Below are 16755 nucleotides of genomic sequence, written 5' to 3' on the forward strand. Positions count from 1 at the left end.
ACCTCCTGGTAGTCCACGCGCTCCAGGAAGTCGTCTGCCACGAGCTCCTTGAGCTGGCGCGACAGCGTTGACTCCGACACGCCCCGCAACACCTGCGCAGCTCGCCGAAGTGCCGCACGTCCTCAAGAGCAACGTAGAACAGGGATTTCTATCTTCCACTTCCCGCCGACCACGCGCTGAAGAGACAGATGGCTGGGCACCAGCTGACACTTCGACGTTCACCCATGGCGCGCTCCTTGATATAGGTTGAAGTACTCCAAATAATGTAAGTACTTCTCAATTCGAACCGATAAGCAGACAGTATACCCGAAGCAAAATGGCGCAGCCAACCGCAAGCGAGGAGGAAAACATGAAGGTCACCTACTGGTCGGATTACGCGTGCCCGTACTGCTACATCGGAGAGACGCGGCTCGGGAAGGCCATCGCCTCCCTCGGGCTCGAGGGCGACGTGGAGGTGGAGATGCGGGCGTTCGAGCTGAACCGGATGCTCCCTACGAGGTGGTCTGCCCCACGCTCGACCGCTTCGCCGCCAAGTACGGCCTTTCCAAGGAGGAGGCTGCGGAGCGCATCGAGGGCATCAGCCGGATGGGCCGCGGCGAGGGCATCGAGTTCAACTACGCCACCACATTGAACACCAACATGCTCGACGCGCACCGCCTGACCAAGCTGGCGCACAGCCTGGGCAACACGCGCTTCGAGGGCTGTGCTACGAGGCGTACTTTGTTAAGAACGAGGTCATGGCTGACCACGGGGTGCGCGCAAGCTGGCTGCCGAGGCGGGGCTTCCGAGGCCGACGTGGAGCGTGTGCTGGCATCGGACGAGTACGAGGACGAGGTTCGCGCCGACGAGCGCGACGCCTACGCGATGGGCGTGCACGCCGTGCCGTTCTTCGTTGTGGACGGCAAGTACGCGATATCGGGCTGCTATCCGACCGAGGAGATGGCACGCGTGCTCGAGAGGGCGCACGGCGAGTCGCTGGCGGAAGGCGCCGCGCAGGGCATGGCATGCGGCCCGGAAGGATGCTCGTTCTGATGGCGGTCGAGGTCTACCCGCTGCTGGCGAGGGGCGTCTTCGCCACCTTCGGCTACTTCGTGATCGACGGCGAGACGGGTCGCGGCGTGCTCGTCGACCCGGGCGCCCAGCCAGGTCTCTTCCTGTCTGCCGCGCGCGAACGCGACTGGAAGATCGACGCGATCCTGCTCACGCACGGGCACTTCGACCACATGGGCGCCGCCGGCGAGCTTCGCGACGCTTGGAGCGCGCCGGTGAGGGCGCACGAGCTGGCGGACCGGTACCTGCTCGACCCGCGGCTGAACCTCTCGGCAGATCATGGGACACCGATCACACTGGCCGGAGCGTCGAAGCTCTCGGACGGCGACCGCATCCCCGTCGGCGGCATCGCAGGCGCGCTCGAGGTGCTGCACGTCCCCGGCCACACCGACGACTCGTGCGCGTTCTGGTGCGAGCAGGAGGCTTCGCGCTCGTCGGAGACGCCGTCTACGAGGGCGGCCCGGCCTGACCGCGTTCCCGACAGGGGATGGACCCAGGCTGCGCGAGAGCATACGCAAAAGCATTCTCGCGTTGCTTCCTGACACCATGCTGCTGTCGGGCACTCGCGGCCGATGACTGTGGCGATGCTCGCCGCTTCGATGCGCTGAAGATGGCAGGAGGCCGCCTATCAACGCGATAGACGGCCTTCTTCCTTGCAATGTGGATTCTGGCTAGCCGAGCGGTTCTAGCTCGTGGTAGAGCGAGCCTCCTTCGCCCACGAGGACATCCCACCGCCACTGGGGGCTTCTACGCCGGAGGCACAGAGCATGTCCAGGAGCTTGGCGCGAGCAACGGGGGGAATGTTGCTCGAAGTCGTTGCACATGGTGTCGAGCACCGCCTTGCTCGTTGCCATCATGTCGTTGCAGATCCCCTTCTTCTCGTCCAGGCAGTAGCTCTCCGGCGAGTACAGGCAGAGGTCCGCTCGGAAGTAGGCCATGTCCTCGGCCTGGGTGAGTTCGGTCATCTTGGCTTCGTTCATCATCTTTCTGATCTTCTCTCGATGCCCGGCACCGTAAATGGTGGCGCTGGGGTGGTACGAATTCCGGTACGAATCACCCCGAAAGGAGCGCTTTCATTTGAAGCGAAGTGGTGCGCCAATTTCTCGGACACACCACTTCTGACCTGCGGTTTTATTGTGTTTCGGGGTGGAGTGTGAAATACCGTTTCGTCCCGAATTCTATTCGCACTCAGTATTTGCTTCGGTTGCAAACACTCAATCTACCAGCGCGTCTGTCAGACCAATCTGGTGAGCTGCCACTCATTTGCCACTAATAATCCTCCGCCAATCCCTGCCACGCAGGGCGGAAACCTGCGGCGTCACTCAGTGGTGACTGCGGACGGGCGGCCCCATCGCTCGGGACCGCCCGTCCGGCACGCTAACTGGCGACGCAATCATAAGAGCCTGGACACGGCCGCGACAGTCTCGCGCTTTGCGCCCATGTTGACGTAGGTGTACACGTCCATCGTGATCTGCGAGCTGTAGTGGCCCTGACCTTGGGATACACGCCCCTTTCGGCGAGGAGCGTCAGGTAGGTGTGTCTGAGCTCGTGGAGGGAGAAGTCGTCAAGGCCGTAGTTGCCACGCTCGAGCGACCACCATCGCGACAGCGAGCTCGGCTTTATGCGCTCGCTGTACTTGGTCATAATCACGGGCGTCTGGTCGGTCTGCTCGAGATGCCACTCGGGGCCGGTCTTTCCCTTCTTTCGCCGCGACTCGTCGATGCGCTCGAAGTACTTGGCCTGGGGCTTGGCATTGAATCAGGGCGCGCCCTATTTCAGATATTCCCCAAAGAACGCTTTCAGCTTTTCAAACGGAATGATATCCACCTGATCGTAGAGGTCGGTGTGGCTGGCACCGGGGATGATGAGCAGTTCCTTGTTGTCCCCGGTCAGCTTGCCGTACGCGGTCTCGCTGAAATAGCGGGAGTGCGCCTTCTCGCCGTGCACCAGCAACACGGCGGAGCGGATCTCGCTGCTGTATTGCAAAAGCGGCATATTCAAAAAGGACAGCGAAGACGTCACATTCCAGCCACCGTTGGAGTTCAGGCTGCGGGGATGGTAACCTCGCGGAGTCTTGTAGTAGGCGTAATAGTCCTTCACGAACTGCGGCGCGTCCTCCGGCAGCGGATCGACCACGCCGCCCGCCAGCGCATAACTGCCGTTTCTATAGTCCTCGGTGCGCTGCGCGCTCAGCGCCTTACGCTTCTCGAAGCGCGCCTGTTCGGAGTCCTCGGCGTCGAAGTAGCCGTTGGCGGTCACGCGGGTCATGTCGTACATCGTCATAGCAGCAGTAGCCTTGATGCGGGTGTCGATGGCTGCGGCGTTGATTGCCATGCCGCCCCAACCGCAGATGCCGATGATGCCGATGCGCTCCGGATCGACGTTTTCCTGTACCGAAAGGAAGTCCACCGCCGCGCAGAAGTCCTCGGTGTTGATGTCCGGCGATGCCACATAGCGGGGCGTGCCGCCGCTCTCCCCGGTATAGGACGGGTCGAAGGCAAGCGTGTAAAAGCCCAGTTCCGCCATCTTCTGCGCATAAAGGCCGGACGATTGCTCCTTCACCGCGCCAAACGGACCGCTGACGGCGATTGCGGGCAGCTTGCCTTCCGCGTTCTTCGGCACGTACACATCAGCCGCCAGCGTGATGCCGTATCGGTTATGGAAGGTCACCTTGCGGTGCCCCACCATATCGCTTTTAGGGAACACCTTGTCCCATTCCTGCGTCAGTTTCAACTGCTCCATGCCTAAGCCTCCTTGACAGTCGCTTTAAGGTATTGCTCGTCGTCCACGGGCTCCAACCACTCGTTGGAGGTCTCCTCGCCTGGAACTTCCACCGCAAGATGGGAGAACCAACTGTCAGGCGCCGCACCGTGCCAGTGCTTTACGCCCGCGGGAATATTCACTACATCGCCAGGGCACAGCTCTTGTGCCGGTTTGCCCCATTCCTGGTAAATCCCTCGACCAGCCACGCAGACGAGAATCTGTCCCCCACCGCTTTTGGCGTGATGCGTGTGCCAGTTGTTGCGGCAGCCGGGTTCAAACGTAACGTTGTAAATGCCGACCTGCTCGGTGGAAAGGGGCGCGAGGTAGCTTTGCCCGACAAAGTACTTCGCGAATGCATCGTTGGGAGCACCGATAGGAAAGACCATCTCGTTTTGATGCTCAGCTCTTGCATCAGCGGCATCGTCATTTGCCCAGACCTCCTTCGCCATACGAAAGGCCGCCCACGCCTTGGGCCACCCCGCGTAAAACGCCGCATGTGTCAGGATTTCCGCTATCTCCGTCCTAGTCACACCGTTGCTCTTTGCCGACATCAGATGATATTGGAACGAAGAGTCCGTCAGCCCCTGCGCCATCAAGGCAACCACCGTCACCACGCTGCGGTCTCGAAGGGAAAGCCGGTCTTCTCGGCTCCATACCTCGCCGAACAGCACGTCATCGTTGAGCTGTGCGAATTTGGGGGCGAAGTCCCCCAGGGCATCTCTGCCCGCCGTTTGCTTAATCGTCATGTTTGATTCCTCCCGTCGATGGTTTGAGTGCAAAACTGCTTCCGCGCAGCCAAGCCTCGCCTAGACTCCCATGCCCATTCGTCGCGCCTGCTCCAGGGCGGGATGCCCGGCGATATCGCCCACGCCGTTTACGCCACCAGCGAAGACCGTTCCGGCAAGCGTGCAGCGGGGGAAGCAGTCGACCCATCCCTGCACGGCCTTTTCCGCTCCGTCAAAGGTCGAGCGCCCACTCTCCGCCGCCGTCGCCAAAAGATACGCCTCGGTGAATGAGTAATCGGAGTCGAAAAGCGGGTTGGCGCGGTCCAGCATGGTCTTGAGCTGGCCACAGACGCTGTAGTAGTAGACGGGCGTTGCGAACACCAACACATCCGCATCGTGCATCTTGGCGACAATTCCCACGGCATCGTCTTGGATGACGCAGTGCCCCATCTTCAGGCAGGCAAGGCAGCCCTTGCAGAAGCCGAGCTGCTTTTCGCGCAGGCGCACGGTCTCCACGCTGTGACCCGCTTCCCGTGCGCCTTTGGCGAAGGCGTCCGCCAACGTCTCGGAATTGCCATTCTTTCGAGGACTTGAAGAGACTATCAAAACCGCTTTGCCCATTACGGAGTACTCCTTGCGTTCCCGATTTATATTGGCGAGAATGAAGGTAATACCTAAACCTGACTTTAGGTCAAGGAGTCAATTCGAGATTCATTCGGAGGGACCATGTACACAATCGGACAGGTGGCGGAGATGTTCGGTCTGCCCGTTTCCACGCTGCGGTATTACGACAAACAGGGGCTGTTCCCGGGATTGGAACGGACGTCCGGTATTCGCCGATTCGGCGATACGGAACTCGAAGCACTCCGGGTCATCGAATGCCTGAAGAAGGCGGGGATGGAGATCAAGGACATCCGACTGTTCATGGAATGGTGTGCGGAGGGCCCGTCCACTTATCCCAAGCGCAAGGCAATGTTCGAGGAGCGGAAGGCCCACGTGGAGTCGGAGATCGCGAAGATGAACCGCGTGCTGGACATGCTGAAGTTCAAATGCTGGTACTACGAGCAGGCGATTCAAGATGGCAACGAGGATAGGCTGGAGGCACTGATTCCCGACGATTTGCCAGAGGAAATCAAGGGCACCTACGAAAACGCACACGCTCGATAAAGCCGTTCGCTACCCATGGGACTCCGGCAAGGAGCTCTTTCTGGGCAGAACGAAAAAAGCCTCCGAACCAGAGGGTCCGGAGGCTGTTATTCCCGTTATTTCGCTGGTGGCTTTGCTCGATAGCAATGCCCAAACAGCGCCAGGCGGTACTCGGCAGCACCAAAACGAGAGTTCAGGAGCCAGTTCCCGCTACTCCCACTCGCTAAATCGAAAATCACATCGCATTTATCTGATAGCGTAGATTATCCACGAAACGGACATGGCGACACTTGGTGTACGCCACGGCACCAAACTGGACACACTGCTCTCTTCATGAAACTCAAGCCCTGAGTTCATTTGAGTTTCATGGGAGAGAGCAGTGCTGTCCCAGTTTGGTGCCGTGGCGTACACCAAGTGTCGCCATGTCCGTTTCGTGGATAATCTACGCTATCAGATAAATGCGATGTGATTTTCGATTTAGCGAGTGGGAGTAGCGGGAACTGGCTCCTGAACTCTCGTTTTGGTGCTGCCGAGTACCGCCTGGCGCTGTTTGGGCATTGCTATCGAGCAAAGCCACCAGCGAAATAACGGGAATAACAGCCTCCGGACCCTCTGGTTCGGAGGCTTTTTTCGTTCTGCCAGAAAGAGCTCCTTGCCGGAGTCCCATGGGTAGCGAACGGCTTTATCGAGCGTGTGCGTTTTCGTAGGTGCCCTTGATTTCCTCTGGCAAATCGTCGGGAATCAGTGCCTCCAGCCTATCCTCGTTGCCATCTTGAATCGCCTGCTCGTAGTACCAGCATTTGAACTTCAGCATGTCCAGCACGCGGTTCATCTTCGCGATCTCCGACTCCACGTGGGCCTTCCGCTCCTCGAACATTGCCTTGCGCTTGGGATAAGTGGACGGGCCCTCCGCACACCATTCCATGAACAGTCGGATGTCCTTGATCTCCATCCCCGCCTTCTTCAGGCATTCGATGACCCGGAGTGCTTCGAGTTCCGTATCGCCGAATCGGCGAATACCGGACGTCCGTTCCAATCCCGGGAACAGCCCCTGTTTGTCGTAATACCGCAGCGTGGAAACGGGCAGACCGAACATCTCCGCCACCTGTCCGATTGTGTACATGGTCCCTCCGAATGAATCTCGAATTGACTCCTTGACCTAAAGTCAGGTTTAGGTATTACCTTCATTCTCGCCAATATAAATCGGGAACGCAAGGAGTACTCCGTAATGGGCAAAGCGGTTTTGATAGTCTCTTCAAGTCCTCGAAAGAATGGCAATTCCGAGACGTTGGCGGACGCCTTCGCCAAAGGCGCACGGGAAGCGGGTCACAGCGTGGAGACCGTGCGCCTGCGCGAAAAGCAGCTCGGCTTCTGCAAGGGCTGCCTTGCCTGCCTGAAGATGGGGCACTGCGTCATCCAAGACGATGCCGTGGGAATTGTCGCCAAGATGCACGATGCGGATGTGTTGGTGTTCGCAACGCCCGTCTACTACTACAGCGTCTGTGGCCAGCTCAAGACCATGCTGGACCGCGCCAACCCGCTTTTCGACTCCGATTACTCATTCACCGAGGCGTATCTTTTGGCGACGGCGGCGGAGAGTGGGCGCTCGACCTTTGACGGAGCGGAAAAGGCCGTGCAGGGATGGGTCGACTGCTTCCCCGCTGCACGCTTGCCGGAACGGTCTTCGCTGGTGGCGTAAACGGCGTGGGCGATATCGCCGGGCATCCCGCCTGGAGCAGGCGCGACGAATGGGCATGGGAGTCTAGGCGAGGCTTGGCTGCGCGGAAGCAGTTTTGCACTCAAACCATCGACGGGAGGAATCAAACATGACGATTAAGCAAACGGCGGGCAGAGATGCCCTGGGGACTTCGCCCCAAATTCGCACAGCTCAACGATGACGTGCTGTTCGGCGAGGTATGGAGCCGAGAAGACCGGCTTTCCCTTCGAGACCGCAGCGTGGTGACGGTGGTTGCCTTGATGGCGCAGGGGCTGACGGACTCTTCGTTCCAATATCATCTGATGTCGGCAAAGAGCAACGGTGTGACTAGGACGGAGATAGCGGAAATCCTGACACATGCGGCGTTTTACGCGGGGTGGCCCAAGGCGTGGGCGGCCTTTCGTATGGCGAAGGAGGTCTGGGCAAATGACGATGCCGCTGATGCAAGAGCTGAGCATCAAAACGAGATGGTCTTTCCTATCGGTGCTCCCAACGATGCATTCGCGAAGTACTTTGTCGGGCAAAGCTACCTCGCGCCCCTTTCCACCGAGCAGGTCGGCATTTACAACGTTACGTTTGAACCCGGCTGCCGCAACAACTGGCACACGCATCACGCCAAAAGCGGTGGGGACAGATTCTCGTCTGCGTGGCTGGTCGAGGGATTTACCAGGAATGGGGCAAACCGGCACAAGAGCTGTGCCCTGGCGATGTAGTGAATATTCCCGCGGGCGTAAAGCACTGGCACGGTGCGGCGCCTGACAGTTGGTTCTCCCATCTTGCGGTGGAAGTTCCAGGCGAGGAGACCTCCAACGAGTGGTTGGAGCCCGTGGACGACGAGCAATACCTTAAAGCGACTGTCAAGGAGGCTTAGGCATGGAGCAGTTGAAACTGACGCAGGAATGGGACAAGGTGTTCCCTAAAAGCGATATGGTGGGGCACCGCAAGGTGACCTTCCATAACCGATACGGCATCACGCTGGCGGCTGATGTGTACGTGCCGAAGAACGCGGAAGGCAAGCTGCCCGCAATCGCCGTCAGCGGTCCGTTTGGCGCGGTGAAGGAGCAATCGTCCGGCCTTTATGCGCAGAAGATGGCGGAACTGGGCTTTTACACGCTTGCCTTCGACCCGTCCTATACCGGGGAGAGCGGCGGCACGCCCCGCTATGTGGCATCGCCGGACATCAACACCGAGGACTTCTGCGCGGCGGTGGACTTCCTTTCGGTACAGGAAAACGTCGATCCGGAGCGCATCGGCATCATCGGCATCTGCGGTTGGGGCGGCATGGCAATCAACGCCGCAGCCATCGACACCCGCATCAAGGCTACTGCTGCTATGACGATGTACGACATGACCCGCGTGACCGCCAACGGCTACTTCGACGCCGAGGACTCCGAACAGGCGCGCTTCGAGAAGCGTAAGGCGCTGAGCGCGCAGCGCACCGAGGACTATAGAAACGGCAGTTATGCGCTGGCGGGCGGCGTGGTCGATCCGCTGCCGGAGGACGCGCCGCAGTTCGTGAAGGACTATTACGCCTACTACAAGACTCCGCGAGGTTACCATCCCCGCAGCCTGAACTCCAACGGTGGCTGGAATGTGACGTCTTCGCTGTCCTTTTTGAATATGCCGCTTTTGCAATACAGCAGCGAGATCCGCTCCGCCGTGTTGCTGGTGCACGGCGAGAAGGCGCACTCCCGCTATTTCAGCGAGACCGCGTACGGCAAGCTGACCGGGGACAACAAGGAACTGCTCATCATCCCCGGTGCCAGCCACACCGACCTCTACGATCAGGTGGATATCATTCCGTTTGAAAAGCTGAAAGCGTTCTTTGGGGAATATCTGAAATAGGGCGCGCCCTGATTCAATGCCAAGCCCCCAGGCCAAGTACTTCGAGCGCATCGACGAGTCGCGGCGAAAGAAGGGAAAGACCGGCCCCGAGTGGCATCTCGAGCAGACCGACCAGACGCCCGTGATTATGACCAAGTACAGCGAGCGCATAAAGCCGAGCTCGCTGTCGCGATGGTGGTCGCTCGAGCGTGGCAACTACGGCCTTGACGACTTCTCCCTCCACGAGCTCAGACACACCTACCTGACGCTCCTCGCCGAAAGGGGCGTGTATCCCAAGGTCAGGGCCACTACAGCTCGCAGATCACGATGGACGTGTACACCTACGTCAACATGGGCGCAAAGCGCGAGACTGTCGCGGCCGTGTCCAGGCTCTTATGATTGCGTCGCCAGTTAGCGTGCCGGACGGGCGGTCCCGAGCGATGGGGCCGCCCGTCCGCAGTCACCACTGAGTGACGCCGCAGGTTTCCGCCCTGCGTGGCAGGGATTGGCGGGAGGATTATTAGTGGCAAATGAGTGGCAGCTCACCAGATTGGTCTGACAGACGCGCTGGTAGATTGAGTGTTTGCAACCGAAGCAAATACTGAGTGCGAATAGAATTCGGGACGAAACGGTATTTCACACTCCACCCCGAAACACAATAAAACCGCAGGTCAGAAGTGGTGTGTCCGAGAAATTGGCGCACCACTTCGCTTCAAATGAAAGCGCTCCTTTCGGGGTGATTCGTACCGGAATTCGTACCACCCCAGCGCCACCATTTACGGTGCCGGGCATCGAGAGAAGATCAGAAAGATGATGAACGAAGCCAAGATGACCGAACTCACCCAGGCCGAGGACATGGCCTACTTCCGAGCGGACCTCTGCCTGTACTCGCCGGAGAGCTACTGCCTGGACGAGAAGAAGGGGATCTGCAACGACATGATGGCAACGAGCAAGGCGGTGCTCGACACCATGTGCAACGACTTCGAGCAACATTCCCCCGTTGCTCGCGCCAAGCTCCTGGACATGCTCTGTGCCTCCGGCGTAGAAAGCCCCCCAGTGGCGGTGGGATGTCCTCGTGGGCGAAGGAGGCTCGCTCTACCACGAGCTAGAACCGCTCGGCTAGCCAGAATCCACATTGCAAGGAAGAAGGCCGTCTATCGCGTTGATAGGCGGCCTCCTGCCATCTTCAGCGCATCGAAGCGGCGAGCATCGCCACAGTCATCGGCCGCGAGTGCCCCGACAGCAGCATGGTGTCAGGAAGCAACGCGAGAATGCTTTTGCGTATGCTCTCGCGCAGCCTGGGTCCATCCCCTGTCGGGAACGCGGTCAGGCCCGGGCCGCCCTCGTAGACGGCGTCTCCGACGAGCGCGAAGCCTCCCTGCTCGCACCAGAACGCGCACGAGTCGTCGGTGTGGCCGGGGACGTGCAGCACCTCGAGCGCGCCTGCGATGCCGCCGACGGGGATGCGGTCGCCGTCCGAGAGCTTCGACGCTCCGGCCAGTGTGATCGGTGTCCCATGATCTGCCGAGAGGTTCAGCCGCGGGTCGAGCAGGTACCGGTCCGCCAGCTCGTGCGCCCTCACCGGCGCGCTCCAAGCGTCGCGAAGCTCGCCGGCGGCGCCCATGTGGTCGAAGTGCCCGTGCGTGAGCAGGATCGCGTCGATCTTCCAGTCGCGTTCGCGCGCGGCAGACAGGAAGAGACCTGGCTGGGCGCCCGGGTCGACGAGCACGCCGCGACCCGTCTCGCCGTCGATCACGAAGTAGCCGAAGGTGGCGAAGACGCCCCTCGCCAGCAGCGGGTAGACCTCGACCGCCATCAGAACGAGCATCCTTCCGGGCCGCATGCCATGCCCTGCGCGGCGCCTTCCGCCAGCGACTCGCCGTGCGCCCTCTCGAGCACGCGTGCCATCTCCTCGGTCGGATAGCAGCCCGATATCGCGTACTTGCCGTCCACAACGAAGAACGGCACGGCGTGCACGCCCATCGCGTAGGCGTCGCGCTCGTCGGCGCGAACCTCGTCCTCGTACTCGTCCGATGCCAGCACACGCTCCACGTCGGCCTCGGGAAGCCCCGCCTCGGCAGCCAGCTTGCGCAGCACCCCGTGGTCAGCCATGACCTCGTTCTTAACAAAGTACGCCTCGTAGCACAGCCCCTCGAAGCGCGTGTTGCCCAGGCTGTGCGCCAGCTTGGTCAGGCGGTGCGCGTCGAGCATGTTGGTGTTCAATGTGGTGGCGTAGTTGAACTCGATGCCCTCGCCGCGGCCCATCCGGCTGATGCCCTCGATGCGCTCCGCAGCCTCCTCCTTGGAAAGGCCGTACTTGGCGGCGAAGCGGTCGAGCGTGGGGCAGACCACCTCGTAGGGAGCATCCGGGTTCAGCTCGAACGCCCGCATCTCCACCTCCACGTCGCCCTCGAGCCCGAGGGAGGCGATGGCCTTCCCGAGCCGCGTCTCTCCGATGTAGCAGTACGGGCACGCGTAATCCGACCAGTAGGTGACCTTCATGTTTTCCTCCTCGCTTGCGGTTGGCTGCGCCATTTTGCTTTCGGGTATACTGTCTGCTTATCGGTTCGAATTGAGAAGTACTTACATTATTTGGAGTACTTCAACCTATATCAAGGAGCGCGCCATGGGTGAACGTCGAAGTGTCAGCTGGTGCCCAGCCATCTCGTCTCTTCAGCGCGTGGTCGGCGGGAAGTGGAAGATAGAAATCCTGTTCTACGTTGCTCTTGAGGACGTGCGGCACTTCGGCGAGCTGCGCAGGTGTCTGCGGGGCGTGTCGGAGTCAACGCTGTCGCGCCAGCTCAAGGAGCTCGTGGCAGACGACTTCCTGGAGCGCGTGGACTACCAGGAGGTGCCCCCGCGCGTCGAGTACCGGCTGACGCGCCGGGGTGAGAGCTTCAGGCCGCTCCTGCAGGCCATGTGGGACTGGAGTGAGGCCGAGTTCGAGTTCAGCCAGGCGGAGGCGGAGCAGATGCGTGAGGCTCGCGAGCGGCTCGGCGTGGCCCAGGTCCGCTGAACTTCACCCCTTCAGCCCTCGCCAAGGCAAGGAGTTTGCACTAATCATCACATTGCCGTGATGCAATCAGGTCTGTTTGCGTGTCGTCATGCCAAGAGGCGATTTCTGTACTCAGCTCGTAAAAGTGAGTAATACCCCCAATAACTATCTGCGGTTTTAATTACTTCCCGAGGGCCTCGTGACTACGTCCTATGGGGTGAGTACAAATAGTGTACTCAGCGGCGAGTACAGGTGAGTACACCCTTGGAGCCGCTTCGCAAAAATACTCCCAATAACGAAACGCCACGTGCGTGCTCGTGACGACACGGAAAGGCATGAGACAACAAACTTTTAGAGAATGGAAACTTGCCTTGTGACAGTTGAGTGGGAGTAGCCTATTTACAGGTGAAATGTTTTCTATTCTTTGGAAATGCACCCTGATTGCACGCCATCCAACGACGTCACGGGCTCGGCCCGCCCGAAAGGGGCGGGGTGCGAAGAATGTGTTGACATATCGCGGTATTACGATATGATGTGCCCATGGACATGACAGAGACATTCAAGGCGCTATCGAACCCCACGCGGCTCCAGATTCTCATGTGGCTGAAGGACCCCGAGGCCAACTTCCCCGAGCAGGGAGGGCACCTCGGCGTGCCCGACGACCTGAGGGGAGGGGTGTGCGTGGGCTCCATCCGCGACAAGGCGGGCGTCTCCCAGTCGACCGCCTCGCAGTACCTCGACGTGCTGCAGCGCTGCGGGCTGCTTCTCTCCGAGCGCCACGGCAAGTGGACCTACTTCCGCCGCAACGAGGAAGCCATAGCCGAGCTGGCCCGGTTCGTGGGAGACGAGCTCTGATACCGCACCCGGACGAACCGGAGAAGCAGCGCTCTAGCATGTCATAACGCATCGACATATCACGATATCTAGTATTGAGGAGGACGAAACAATGCACTACACGGGACCGGTAATCAGGCCTCCCTACGAGGCGGGGAGCGTAATGCTTGAGGTGACGGTGGGCTGCACGCACGACTCGTGCACCTTCTGCACCTACTATAAGGGCCACCCCTTCCATCCCGCGCCGCTCGAGCAGGTGCGCGCCGACCTCGCCGAGATCGCGCGCTTCCGCCCCGGCACCGATCACATATGGGCGGCGGGAGGCGACCCGTTCTCCATGAGCACGCGCAGGCTGCTCGAGTTGGCCGCGCTCGTCCACGAGTACCTGCCGGGCGCAACCATCTCCACCTATGCGCGCGTCGACAGCATGCGCAACAAGTCGGTCGACGACCTGCGGGCGCTGTGTGACGCGGGCTACACAGACATCATGATTGGCATCGAGTCGGGCGACGACGAGGTGCTCGCGCACGTGAACAAGGGGTACACTGCCGCCGACGTTGTGGAGCAGTGCGGGAAGCTCGACGAGGCAGGGCTGCCCTACAACTGCATCTACCTGGGAGGGATCGCCGGCGCGGGGCGCGCCGAGGAGACCGCCGCGCGCTCGGCGGAGGTGTTCAACCAAATCCGCCCGCGGTTCATGTACCTCACGACCGTCACCATCTTCCCCAACTCCGAGCTCGGCGCCGAGGTGGCCCGGGGCGACTTCGCTCCCATGAGCGAGCTCGAGCGGTTCCGCGAGTTCCGCGCACTTGTGGCAGCGCTTGAGAACCCCATCGTCGTCGACACGCGCCTGGTCACCAACTCCATCGGCTTCGTCGCAGAGCTGCCGGCTGACCGCGAGGAGTGCCTGGCCGCGCTCGACGAGGCCATCGCCGGCTTCTCGGAGGACGACGAGCGGAGGCTCTCGCGCAGGAGGGCGATGATGCGCACGATCTGACGCGCCGCAACGGGTCGAGCTCGTCTTACGCCGCCGTGACGTACCCCGGCGTGCTCGCCGTGTCGATGCGGAAGTACGTGTACGCCGTCCTATTGCTTGCCCATACCGTGCCGTTTCCGCCCACGAGCGACGTGGAGCACGAGTAGAAGCACTGGGATCCCGTGAGGCCACTCGAGGGAAGCGCCCAGCTCGCATCGACCAGGATGATCGTGAGCCTGCTGTATCTCGAGAACGTGTAGAACAGGTCCGTTAGTGCCGACGGGTCGAAGCCCCGGAAGTCGATCGTCGTGATTGCGCAGGAGCTGAACATGTAGCGCATCGAGCGCACGCCGGATAGGTTGCCCAGGCCGCCCACGCTCGCGAGGTTCGAGCACGAATAGAACAGGTAGTTGAAGTTCAGGTACGAGAACGTGGCCATGTCCGCTGCGAAGCTCGCGCTCGTGAGGTGCTGGCGGTGCGTCGGACCGATGACGCCGTCCCAGGGCGTGAGGCCCAGTCCCACGTACTTGCCGATGGCGCAGATACACCCGGAGGCGACGAGCTCACGTGTTGCGTCTGGCGTCGCTGTGGCCGTGAGCACGCCCTCGCCGTCCGCGTAGTAGTGGGCGTAGAACCAGGTTCGGTTGTCGTTGTTCGGGTCCGTGAGCACGCCGCCCGCGCCGAGCTTGCACACGCTTGCGCCGCTTGTCGTGGAGGGCACGAAGCCGTCGGTGCCGCCAACTGGGCGGTTGCAGCTGTTGAACATGAGCGAGCCCGAGAGTCCCGAGTTGCTGAAGCTCGTGGCGTAGATCGTCTCCAGGCTCCCGCAGCTCGTGAACATCTGGTTGGCGCTCGTCATGCCGGACAGGTTCTCGAAGCCACGTATCTCGGTGCAGTTCGAGAACGCGTTGAACCAGTAGTTGCAGTTGGCGATGCCGAGACCCGCGATGGTCGAGTGGGAATAAAACTCATTTGGCATTGGCTGGCAGTTGCTGGCATCGAATGCCGTTCCGTATGCTTTCGCAGCATCAGTAGTACTTGAGTTTGGGATAATGTGTTGCAATTGTAGGGAAATAGCCTACAATTGCTACATGAAGCATTCGAACCACATAGATAAGATCGCAGCGCTCTCCGAGTCTGAGGGCGTTTTCACCACTGCACAGGCGGCCCGCATGGGCATCCCGCGCGACGCCCTACACGACGCGGTCGAGTCCGGTCGCCTCGTGCGCATCGTGCGAGGTGCCTACCGCATGGTGGGGTCCGGCTCTTCCTTCACGGACGAGCTGGCGGCGATATGGAAGCTCACCGCCCCGGCGACGTTCTCCCACGAGAGGATGCGGGTTTCCGATTGGGACGGCATCGCCGTCGGAGGGTCCACCGCCTCCGCCCTCCTCGGGATCGGAGACCTGCAGCTCTCGCCCTACCGGCTCTATGCCCCAAGGAGAATCAACACGAGGAACCCGTCAGCGAGCTTCGTCAGGCGCTCGGTGGGTCGCGACGAAGTTACGTTCGAGTCGGGGCTCCCCGTGACACGCTCCGAGCGCACCGTCTTCGACCTCGTCGCGGACGACGAGGACTTCTCGCTTGTGGCGGATGTCCTGGCGGACGCCTCGAGGAAGTACCAGGATTTCGACTACGGGAAGCTTCGGGGACTACTCGAGGGCCGTTACGGCGAGAAGCGGGGATGTGAGATTTTCCGGAGCCTGATGGATGATGCCGGGCTTCTCGGGAGGGGGACGCGGGAATGAGGTACAAGAGCGCGGCCGCACTCGAGATGGCGGTCAAATCAGCGGCGTCGGCGTCGCCGATGGATACCGGGCGCGCCGTGTCGGCATTCTACTTCCACCGACTGCTGTGCCGCGTGTTCGCCGGCGGCAACGGCTCGTTCGTGCTCAAGGGTGGTCGGGCGATGCTCGCTCGAACCGTCGACGCCCGCGCGACGCGCGACATCGACCTGCTCTCCACGGAAGGGAGCCTGGAGGATGCGCTCGAGGAGCTCGTCCGGCTCGCCGGGACCGACCTGGGCGACTTCGTGACGTTCGAGTTCACGGGGTCGCGCCCGATAAAGGCCGAGGACGAGTACAGGAGCGGGCTGTCTGTCGGGTTCGTCCCCATGCTCGGCGCGAAGCGCATGCAGCCCGTCTCCGTCGACCTCGTCGTCGACGAGGTGCCGCTCGAGGGGGCCGAGCGCATCTCCCCAGCGGACAGGATAGAGGTGGACGGGCTTGAGACCTGCGACTACCTCGTCTATCCCGTCGAGGCCGCCCTCGCGGACAAGCTCTGCGGCATAGTCGAAGTTCATGGAAGAAGAGCGTCCTCCAGGGTAAAGGACCTCGTAGACATCGCCGTCTATGCCACTACGGCCACGGTGGACGGTTCGGGGTTCCAGTCCCGACTGCGCCGCGAAGCCTCCGCGCGGCGCATCTTTCTGGGCGACTCCTTCGGATTGCCGAAGGCCTGGGGCGCTCCCCAGGCGCGCCAGTACGCGAAGCTCTGCCAGAGGACGGGCCTTCCGGAGGCGTTGAGGAATATGGAAGCCGCATCCGAGCTCGCCGGCAGGCTCCTCGACCCCGCGATCCGGGGAGAGGCGGGCGGCAGGCACTGGAATCCGGAAGCGCGCGAGTGGGAGTAGGCGCCGTGCGCCCGGATGGCCGGCTTGACGGCGCGCTTGCGTTCGGTTAGAACGGTGTGCATGGAAAACCTACAAGTTTTGTAAGGGCGGGAC

20 protein-coding genes and 1 pseudogene are annotated in these 16755 nt (G+C 61.1%); 13 read left to right on the forward strand and 8 right to left on the reverse strand.

Annotated features, from left to right (window positions below; all coding sequences use genetic code 11):
- Positions 1 to 349: 349 nt before the first annotated feature.
- The 3 genes and pseudogenes from BLT96_RS10955 to BLT96_RS00010 form a co-directional block, all read left to right on the forward strand.
- Positions 350 to 445, forward strand: a pseudogene (locus BLT96_RS10955) (DsbA family protein); the annotation flags it as partial.
- A 53-nt stretch (positions 446 to 498) separates the two neighbouring features.
- Positions 499 to 1032 carry a DsbA family protein gene (locus tag BLT96_RS00005; RefSeq protein WP_197674358.1) on the forward strand — a complete coding sequence of 178 codons (534 nt, stop codon included), beginning with the start codon at positions 499 to 501 and terminating at the stop codon, positions 1030 to 1032.
- Complete coding sequence (locus BLT96_RS00010) at positions 1032 to 1592, forward strand: MBL fold metallo-hydrolase (RefSeq protein WP_157692069.1); 561 nt, start codon at positions 1032 to 1034, stop codon at positions 1590 to 1592. The genes BLT96_RS00005 and BLT96_RS00010 overlap by 1 nt, the downstream gene beginning before the upstream one ends.
- A 129-nt stretch (positions 1593 to 1721) precedes the next feature.
- Here the strand turns inward: BLT96_RS00010 and BLT96_RS00015 are convergent, their stop codons facing one another.
- From BLT96_RS00015 to BLT96_RS00030, 4 genes are all read right to left on the reverse strand, one after another.
- The gene (locus BLT96_RS00015) at positions 1722 to 2033 is read right to left on the reverse strand and encodes a hypothetical protein (RefSeq protein ID WP_197674359.1); all 312 of its coding nucleotides are present in this window, start codon (positions 2031 to 2033) and stop codon (positions 1722 to 1724) included.
- A 787-nt stretch (positions 2034 to 2820) separates the two neighbouring features.
- Positions 2821 to 3792, reverse strand: coding sequence for an alpha/beta hydrolase (locus tag BLT96_RS00020; RefSeq protein ID WP_090861089.1), 972 nt, complete (start codon positions 3790 to 3792; stop codon positions 2821 to 2823).
- A gap of 2 nt (positions 3793 to 3794) precedes the next feature.
- Positions 3795 to 4559 carry a carboxymuconolactone decarboxylase family protein gene (locus BLT96_RS00025; RefSeq protein ID WP_090861090.1) on the reverse strand — a complete coding sequence of 255 codons (765 nt, stop codon included), beginning with the start codon at positions 4557 to 4559 and terminating at the stop codon, positions 3795 to 3797.
- Between the two features lie 60 nt (positions 4560 to 4619).
- Positions 4620 to 5159, reverse strand: coding sequence for a flavodoxin family protein (locus BLT96_RS00030; protein ID WP_090861091.1), 540 nt, complete (start codon positions 5157 to 5159; stop codon positions 4620 to 4622).
- Positions 5160 to 5264: 105 nt separating this feature from the next.
- On the opposite strand from BLT96_RS00030, the gene BLT96_RS00035 reads away from it, so the two are divergent.
- Positions 5265 to 5705: a MerR family transcriptional regulator gene (locus BLT96_RS00035; protein WP_090861092.1), complete on the forward strand. Its 441-nt coding sequence runs from the start codon at positions 5265 to 5267 to the stop codon at positions 5703 to 5705.
- Between the two features lie 661 nt (positions 5706 to 6366).
- On the opposite strand, the gene BLT96_RS00040 is transcribed toward BLT96_RS00035, so the two are convergent.
- Positions 6367 to 6807 (reverse strand): MerR family transcriptional regulator, encoded by a 441-nt coding sequence (locus tag BLT96_RS00040; RefSeq protein WP_090861092.1) that lies wholly within the window; start codon positions 6805 to 6807, stop codon positions 6367 to 6369.
- Between the two features lie 105 nt (positions 6808 to 6912).
- Here BLT96_RS00040 and BLT96_RS00045 point away from each other — a divergent pair, with 105 nt between their 5' ends.
- The 4 genes from BLT96_RS00045 (at position 6913) to BLT96_RS10515 (ending at position 9640) form a co-directional block, all read left to right on the forward strand.
- Positions 6913 to 7383: a flavodoxin family protein gene (locus tag BLT96_RS00045; RefSeq protein WP_197674360.1), complete on the forward strand. Its 471-nt coding sequence runs from the start codon at positions 6913 to 6915 to the stop codon at positions 7381 to 7383.
- A gap of 155 nt (positions 7384 to 7538) precedes the next feature.
- A complete protein-coding gene (locus BLT96_RS00050; RefSeq protein WP_245719278.1) occupies positions 7539 to 8114 on the forward strand; it encodes a carboxymuconolactone decarboxylase family protein in 576 nt (191 codons plus the stop codon).
- Between the two features lie 160 nt (positions 8115 to 8274).
- Complete coding sequence (locus BLT96_RS00055) at positions 8275 to 9246, forward strand: alpha/beta hydrolase (protein WP_090861089.1); 972 nt, start codon at positions 8275 to 8277, stop codon at positions 9244 to 9246.
- Positions 9247 to 9262: 16 nt separating this feature from the next.
- Positions 9263 to 9640, forward strand: coding sequence for a site-specific integrase (locus BLT96_RS10515; RefSeq protein WP_157692070.1), 378 nt, complete (start codon positions 9263 to 9265; stop codon positions 9638 to 9640).
- Positions 9641 to 10411: 771 nt separating this feature from the next.
- On the opposite strand, the gene BLT96_RS00060 is transcribed toward BLT96_RS10515, so the two are convergent.
- Together BLT96_RS00060 and BLT96_RS00065 are read right to left on the reverse strand one after the other, a co-directional pair.
- Positions 10412 to 11041, reverse strand: a complete 630-nt coding sequence (locus tag BLT96_RS00060) for an MBL fold metallo-hydrolase (RefSeq protein WP_157692071.1) — start codon at positions 11039 to 11041, stop codon at positions 10412 to 10414.
- A complete protein-coding gene (locus BLT96_RS00065) occupies positions 11041 to 11727 on the reverse strand; it encodes a DsbA family oxidoreductase (RefSeq protein WP_090861094.1) in 687 nt (228 codons plus the stop codon). Before BLT96_RS00065 ends, BLT96_RS00060 begins: the two co-directional genes overlap by 1 nt.
- 124 nt (positions 11728 to 11851) lie before the next feature.
- On the opposite strand from BLT96_RS00065, the gene BLT96_RS00070 reads away from it, so the two are divergent.
- The 3 genes from BLT96_RS00070 to BLT96_RS00080 all read left to right on the forward strand — a co-directional run bounded on the left by BLT96_RS00070 (position 11852) and on the right by BLT96_RS00080 (position 14051).
- Entirely contained in the window at positions 11852 to 12241 is a 390-nt protein-coding gene (locus BLT96_RS00070; protein ID WP_090861095.1) for a winged helix-turn-helix transcriptional regulator, read from the forward strand.
- Between the two features lie 519 nt (positions 12242 to 12760).
- Positions 12761 to 13075: an ArsR/SmtB family transcription factor gene (locus BLT96_RS00075; protein WP_090864038.1), complete on the forward strand. Its 315-nt coding sequence runs from the start codon at positions 12761 to 12763 to the stop codon at positions 13073 to 13075.
- A gap of 91 nt (positions 13076 to 13166) precedes the next feature.
- Positions 13167 to 14051 carry a radical SAM protein gene (locus BLT96_RS00080; RefSeq protein WP_090861096.1) on the forward strand — a complete coding sequence of 295 codons (885 nt, stop codon included), beginning with the start codon at positions 13167 to 13169 and terminating at the stop codon, positions 14049 to 14051.
- Positions 14052 to 14076: 25 nt separating this feature from the next.
- On the opposite strand, the gene BLT96_RS00085 is transcribed toward BLT96_RS00080, so the two are convergent.
- Positions 14077 to 15009: a leucine-rich repeat domain-containing protein gene (locus tag BLT96_RS00085; RefSeq protein WP_197674354.1), complete on the reverse strand. Its 933-nt coding sequence runs from the start codon at positions 15007 to 15009 to the stop codon at positions 14077 to 14079.
- A gap of 112 nt (positions 15010 to 15121) precedes the next feature.
- Here BLT96_RS00085 and BLT96_RS00090 point away from each other — a divergent pair, with 112 nt between their 5' ends.
- Entirely contained in the window at positions 15122 to 15778 is a 657-nt protein-coding gene (locus tag BLT96_RS00090) for a type IV toxin-antitoxin system AbiEi family antitoxin domain-containing protein (RefSeq protein WP_090861097.1), read from the forward strand.
- Entirely contained in the window at positions 15775 to 16662 is an 888-nt protein-coding gene (locus BLT96_RS00095; RefSeq protein ID WP_090861098.1) for a nucleotidyl transferase AbiEii/AbiGii toxin family protein, read from the forward strand. Before BLT96_RS00090 ends, BLT96_RS00095 begins: the two co-directional genes overlap by 4 nt.
- Positions 16663 to 16755 lie beyond the last annotated feature (93 nt).

It is taken from the genome of Parafannyhessea umbonata (assembly GCF_900105025.1).
Classification (GTDB): Bacteria; Actinomycetota; Coriobacteriia; order Coriobacteriales; family Atopobiaceae; genus Parafannyhessea; species Parafannyhessea umbonata.

What these genes read in the sequence shown, in the direction of transcription:
- BLT96_RS00085 (WP_197674354.1), bottom strand. Translation starts at nt 15,009, where the DNA reads ATGCCAAATGAGTTTTATTCCCACTCGACCATCGCGGGTCTCGGCATC.
- BLT96_RS00070 (WP_090861095.1), top strand. Translation starts at nt 11,852, where the DNA reads ATGGGTGAACGTCGAAGTGTCAGCTGGTGCCCAGCCATCTCGTCTCTT.
- BLT96_RS00060 (WP_157692071.1), bottom strand. Translation starts at nt 11,041, where the DNA reads ATGGCGGTCGAGGTCTACCCGCTGCTGGCGAGGGGCGTCTTCGCCACC.
- BLT96_RS00040 (WP_090861092.1), bottom strand. Translation starts at nt 6,807, where the DNA reads ATGTACACAATCGGACAGGTGGCGGAGATGTTCGGTCTGCCCGTTTCC.
- BLT96_RS00055 (WP_090861089.1), top strand. Translation starts at nt 8,275, where the DNA reads ATGGAGCAGTTGAAACTGACGCAGGAATGGGACAAGGTGTTCCCTAAA.
- BLT96_RS00095 (WP_090861098.1), top strand. Translation starts at nt 15,775, where the DNA reads ATGAGGTACAAGAGCGCGGCCGCACTCGAGATGGCGGTCAAATCAGCG.
- BLT96_RS00045 (WP_197674360.1), top strand. Translation starts at nt 6,913, where the DNA reads ATGGGCAAAGCGGTTTTGATAGTCTCTTCAAGTCCTCGAAAGAATGGC.
- BLT96_RS10515 (WP_157692070.1), top strand. Translation starts at nt 9,263, where the DNA reads ATGCCAAGCCCCCAGGCCAAGTACTTCGAGCGCATCGACGAGTCGCGG.
- BLT96_RS00080 (WP_090861096.1), top strand. Translation starts at nt 13,167, where the DNA reads ATGCACTACACGGGACCGGTAATCAGGCCTCCCTACGAGGCGGGGAGC.
- BLT96_RS00090 (WP_090861097.1), top strand. Translation starts at nt 15,122, where the DNA reads ATGAAGCATTCGAACCACATAGATAAGATCGCAGCGCTCTCCGAGTCT.
- BLT96_RS00065 (WP_090861094.1), bottom strand. Translation starts at nt 11,727, where the DNA reads ATGAAGGTCACCTACTGGTCGGATTACGCGTGCCCGTACTGCTACATC.
- BLT96_RS00050 (WP_245719278.1), top strand. Translation starts at nt 7,539, where the DNA reads ATGCCCTGGGGACTTCGCCCCAAATTCGCACAGCTCAACGATGACGTG.
- BLT96_RS00010 (WP_157692069.1), top strand. Translation starts at nt 1,032, where the DNA reads ATGGCGGTCGAGGTCTACCCGCTGCTGGCGAGGGGCGTCTTCGCCACC.
- BLT96_RS00030 (WP_090861091.1), bottom strand. Translation starts at nt 5,159, where the DNA reads ATGGGCAAAGCGGTTTTGATAGTCTCTTCAAGTCCTCGAAAGAATGGC.
- BLT96_RS00015 (WP_197674359.1), bottom strand. Translation starts at nt 2,033, where the DNA reads ATGATGAACGAAGCCAAGATGACCGAACTCACCCAGGCCGAGGACATG.
- BLT96_RS00020 (WP_090861089.1), bottom strand. Translation starts at nt 3,792, where the DNA reads ATGGAGCAGTTGAAACTGACGCAGGAATGGGACAAGGTGTTCCCTAAA.
- BLT96_RS00075 (WP_090864038.1), top strand. Translation starts at nt 12,761, where the DNA reads ATGGACATGACAGAGACATTCAAGGCGCTATCGAACCCCACGCGGCTC.
- BLT96_RS00025 (WP_090861090.1), bottom strand. Translation starts at nt 4,559, where the DNA reads ATGACGATTAAGCAAACGGCGGGCAGAGATGCCCTGGGGGACTTCGCC.
- BLT96_RS00035 (WP_090861092.1), top strand. Translation starts at nt 5,265, where the DNA reads ATGTACACAATCGGACAGGTGGCGGAGATGTTCGGTCTGCCCGTTTCC.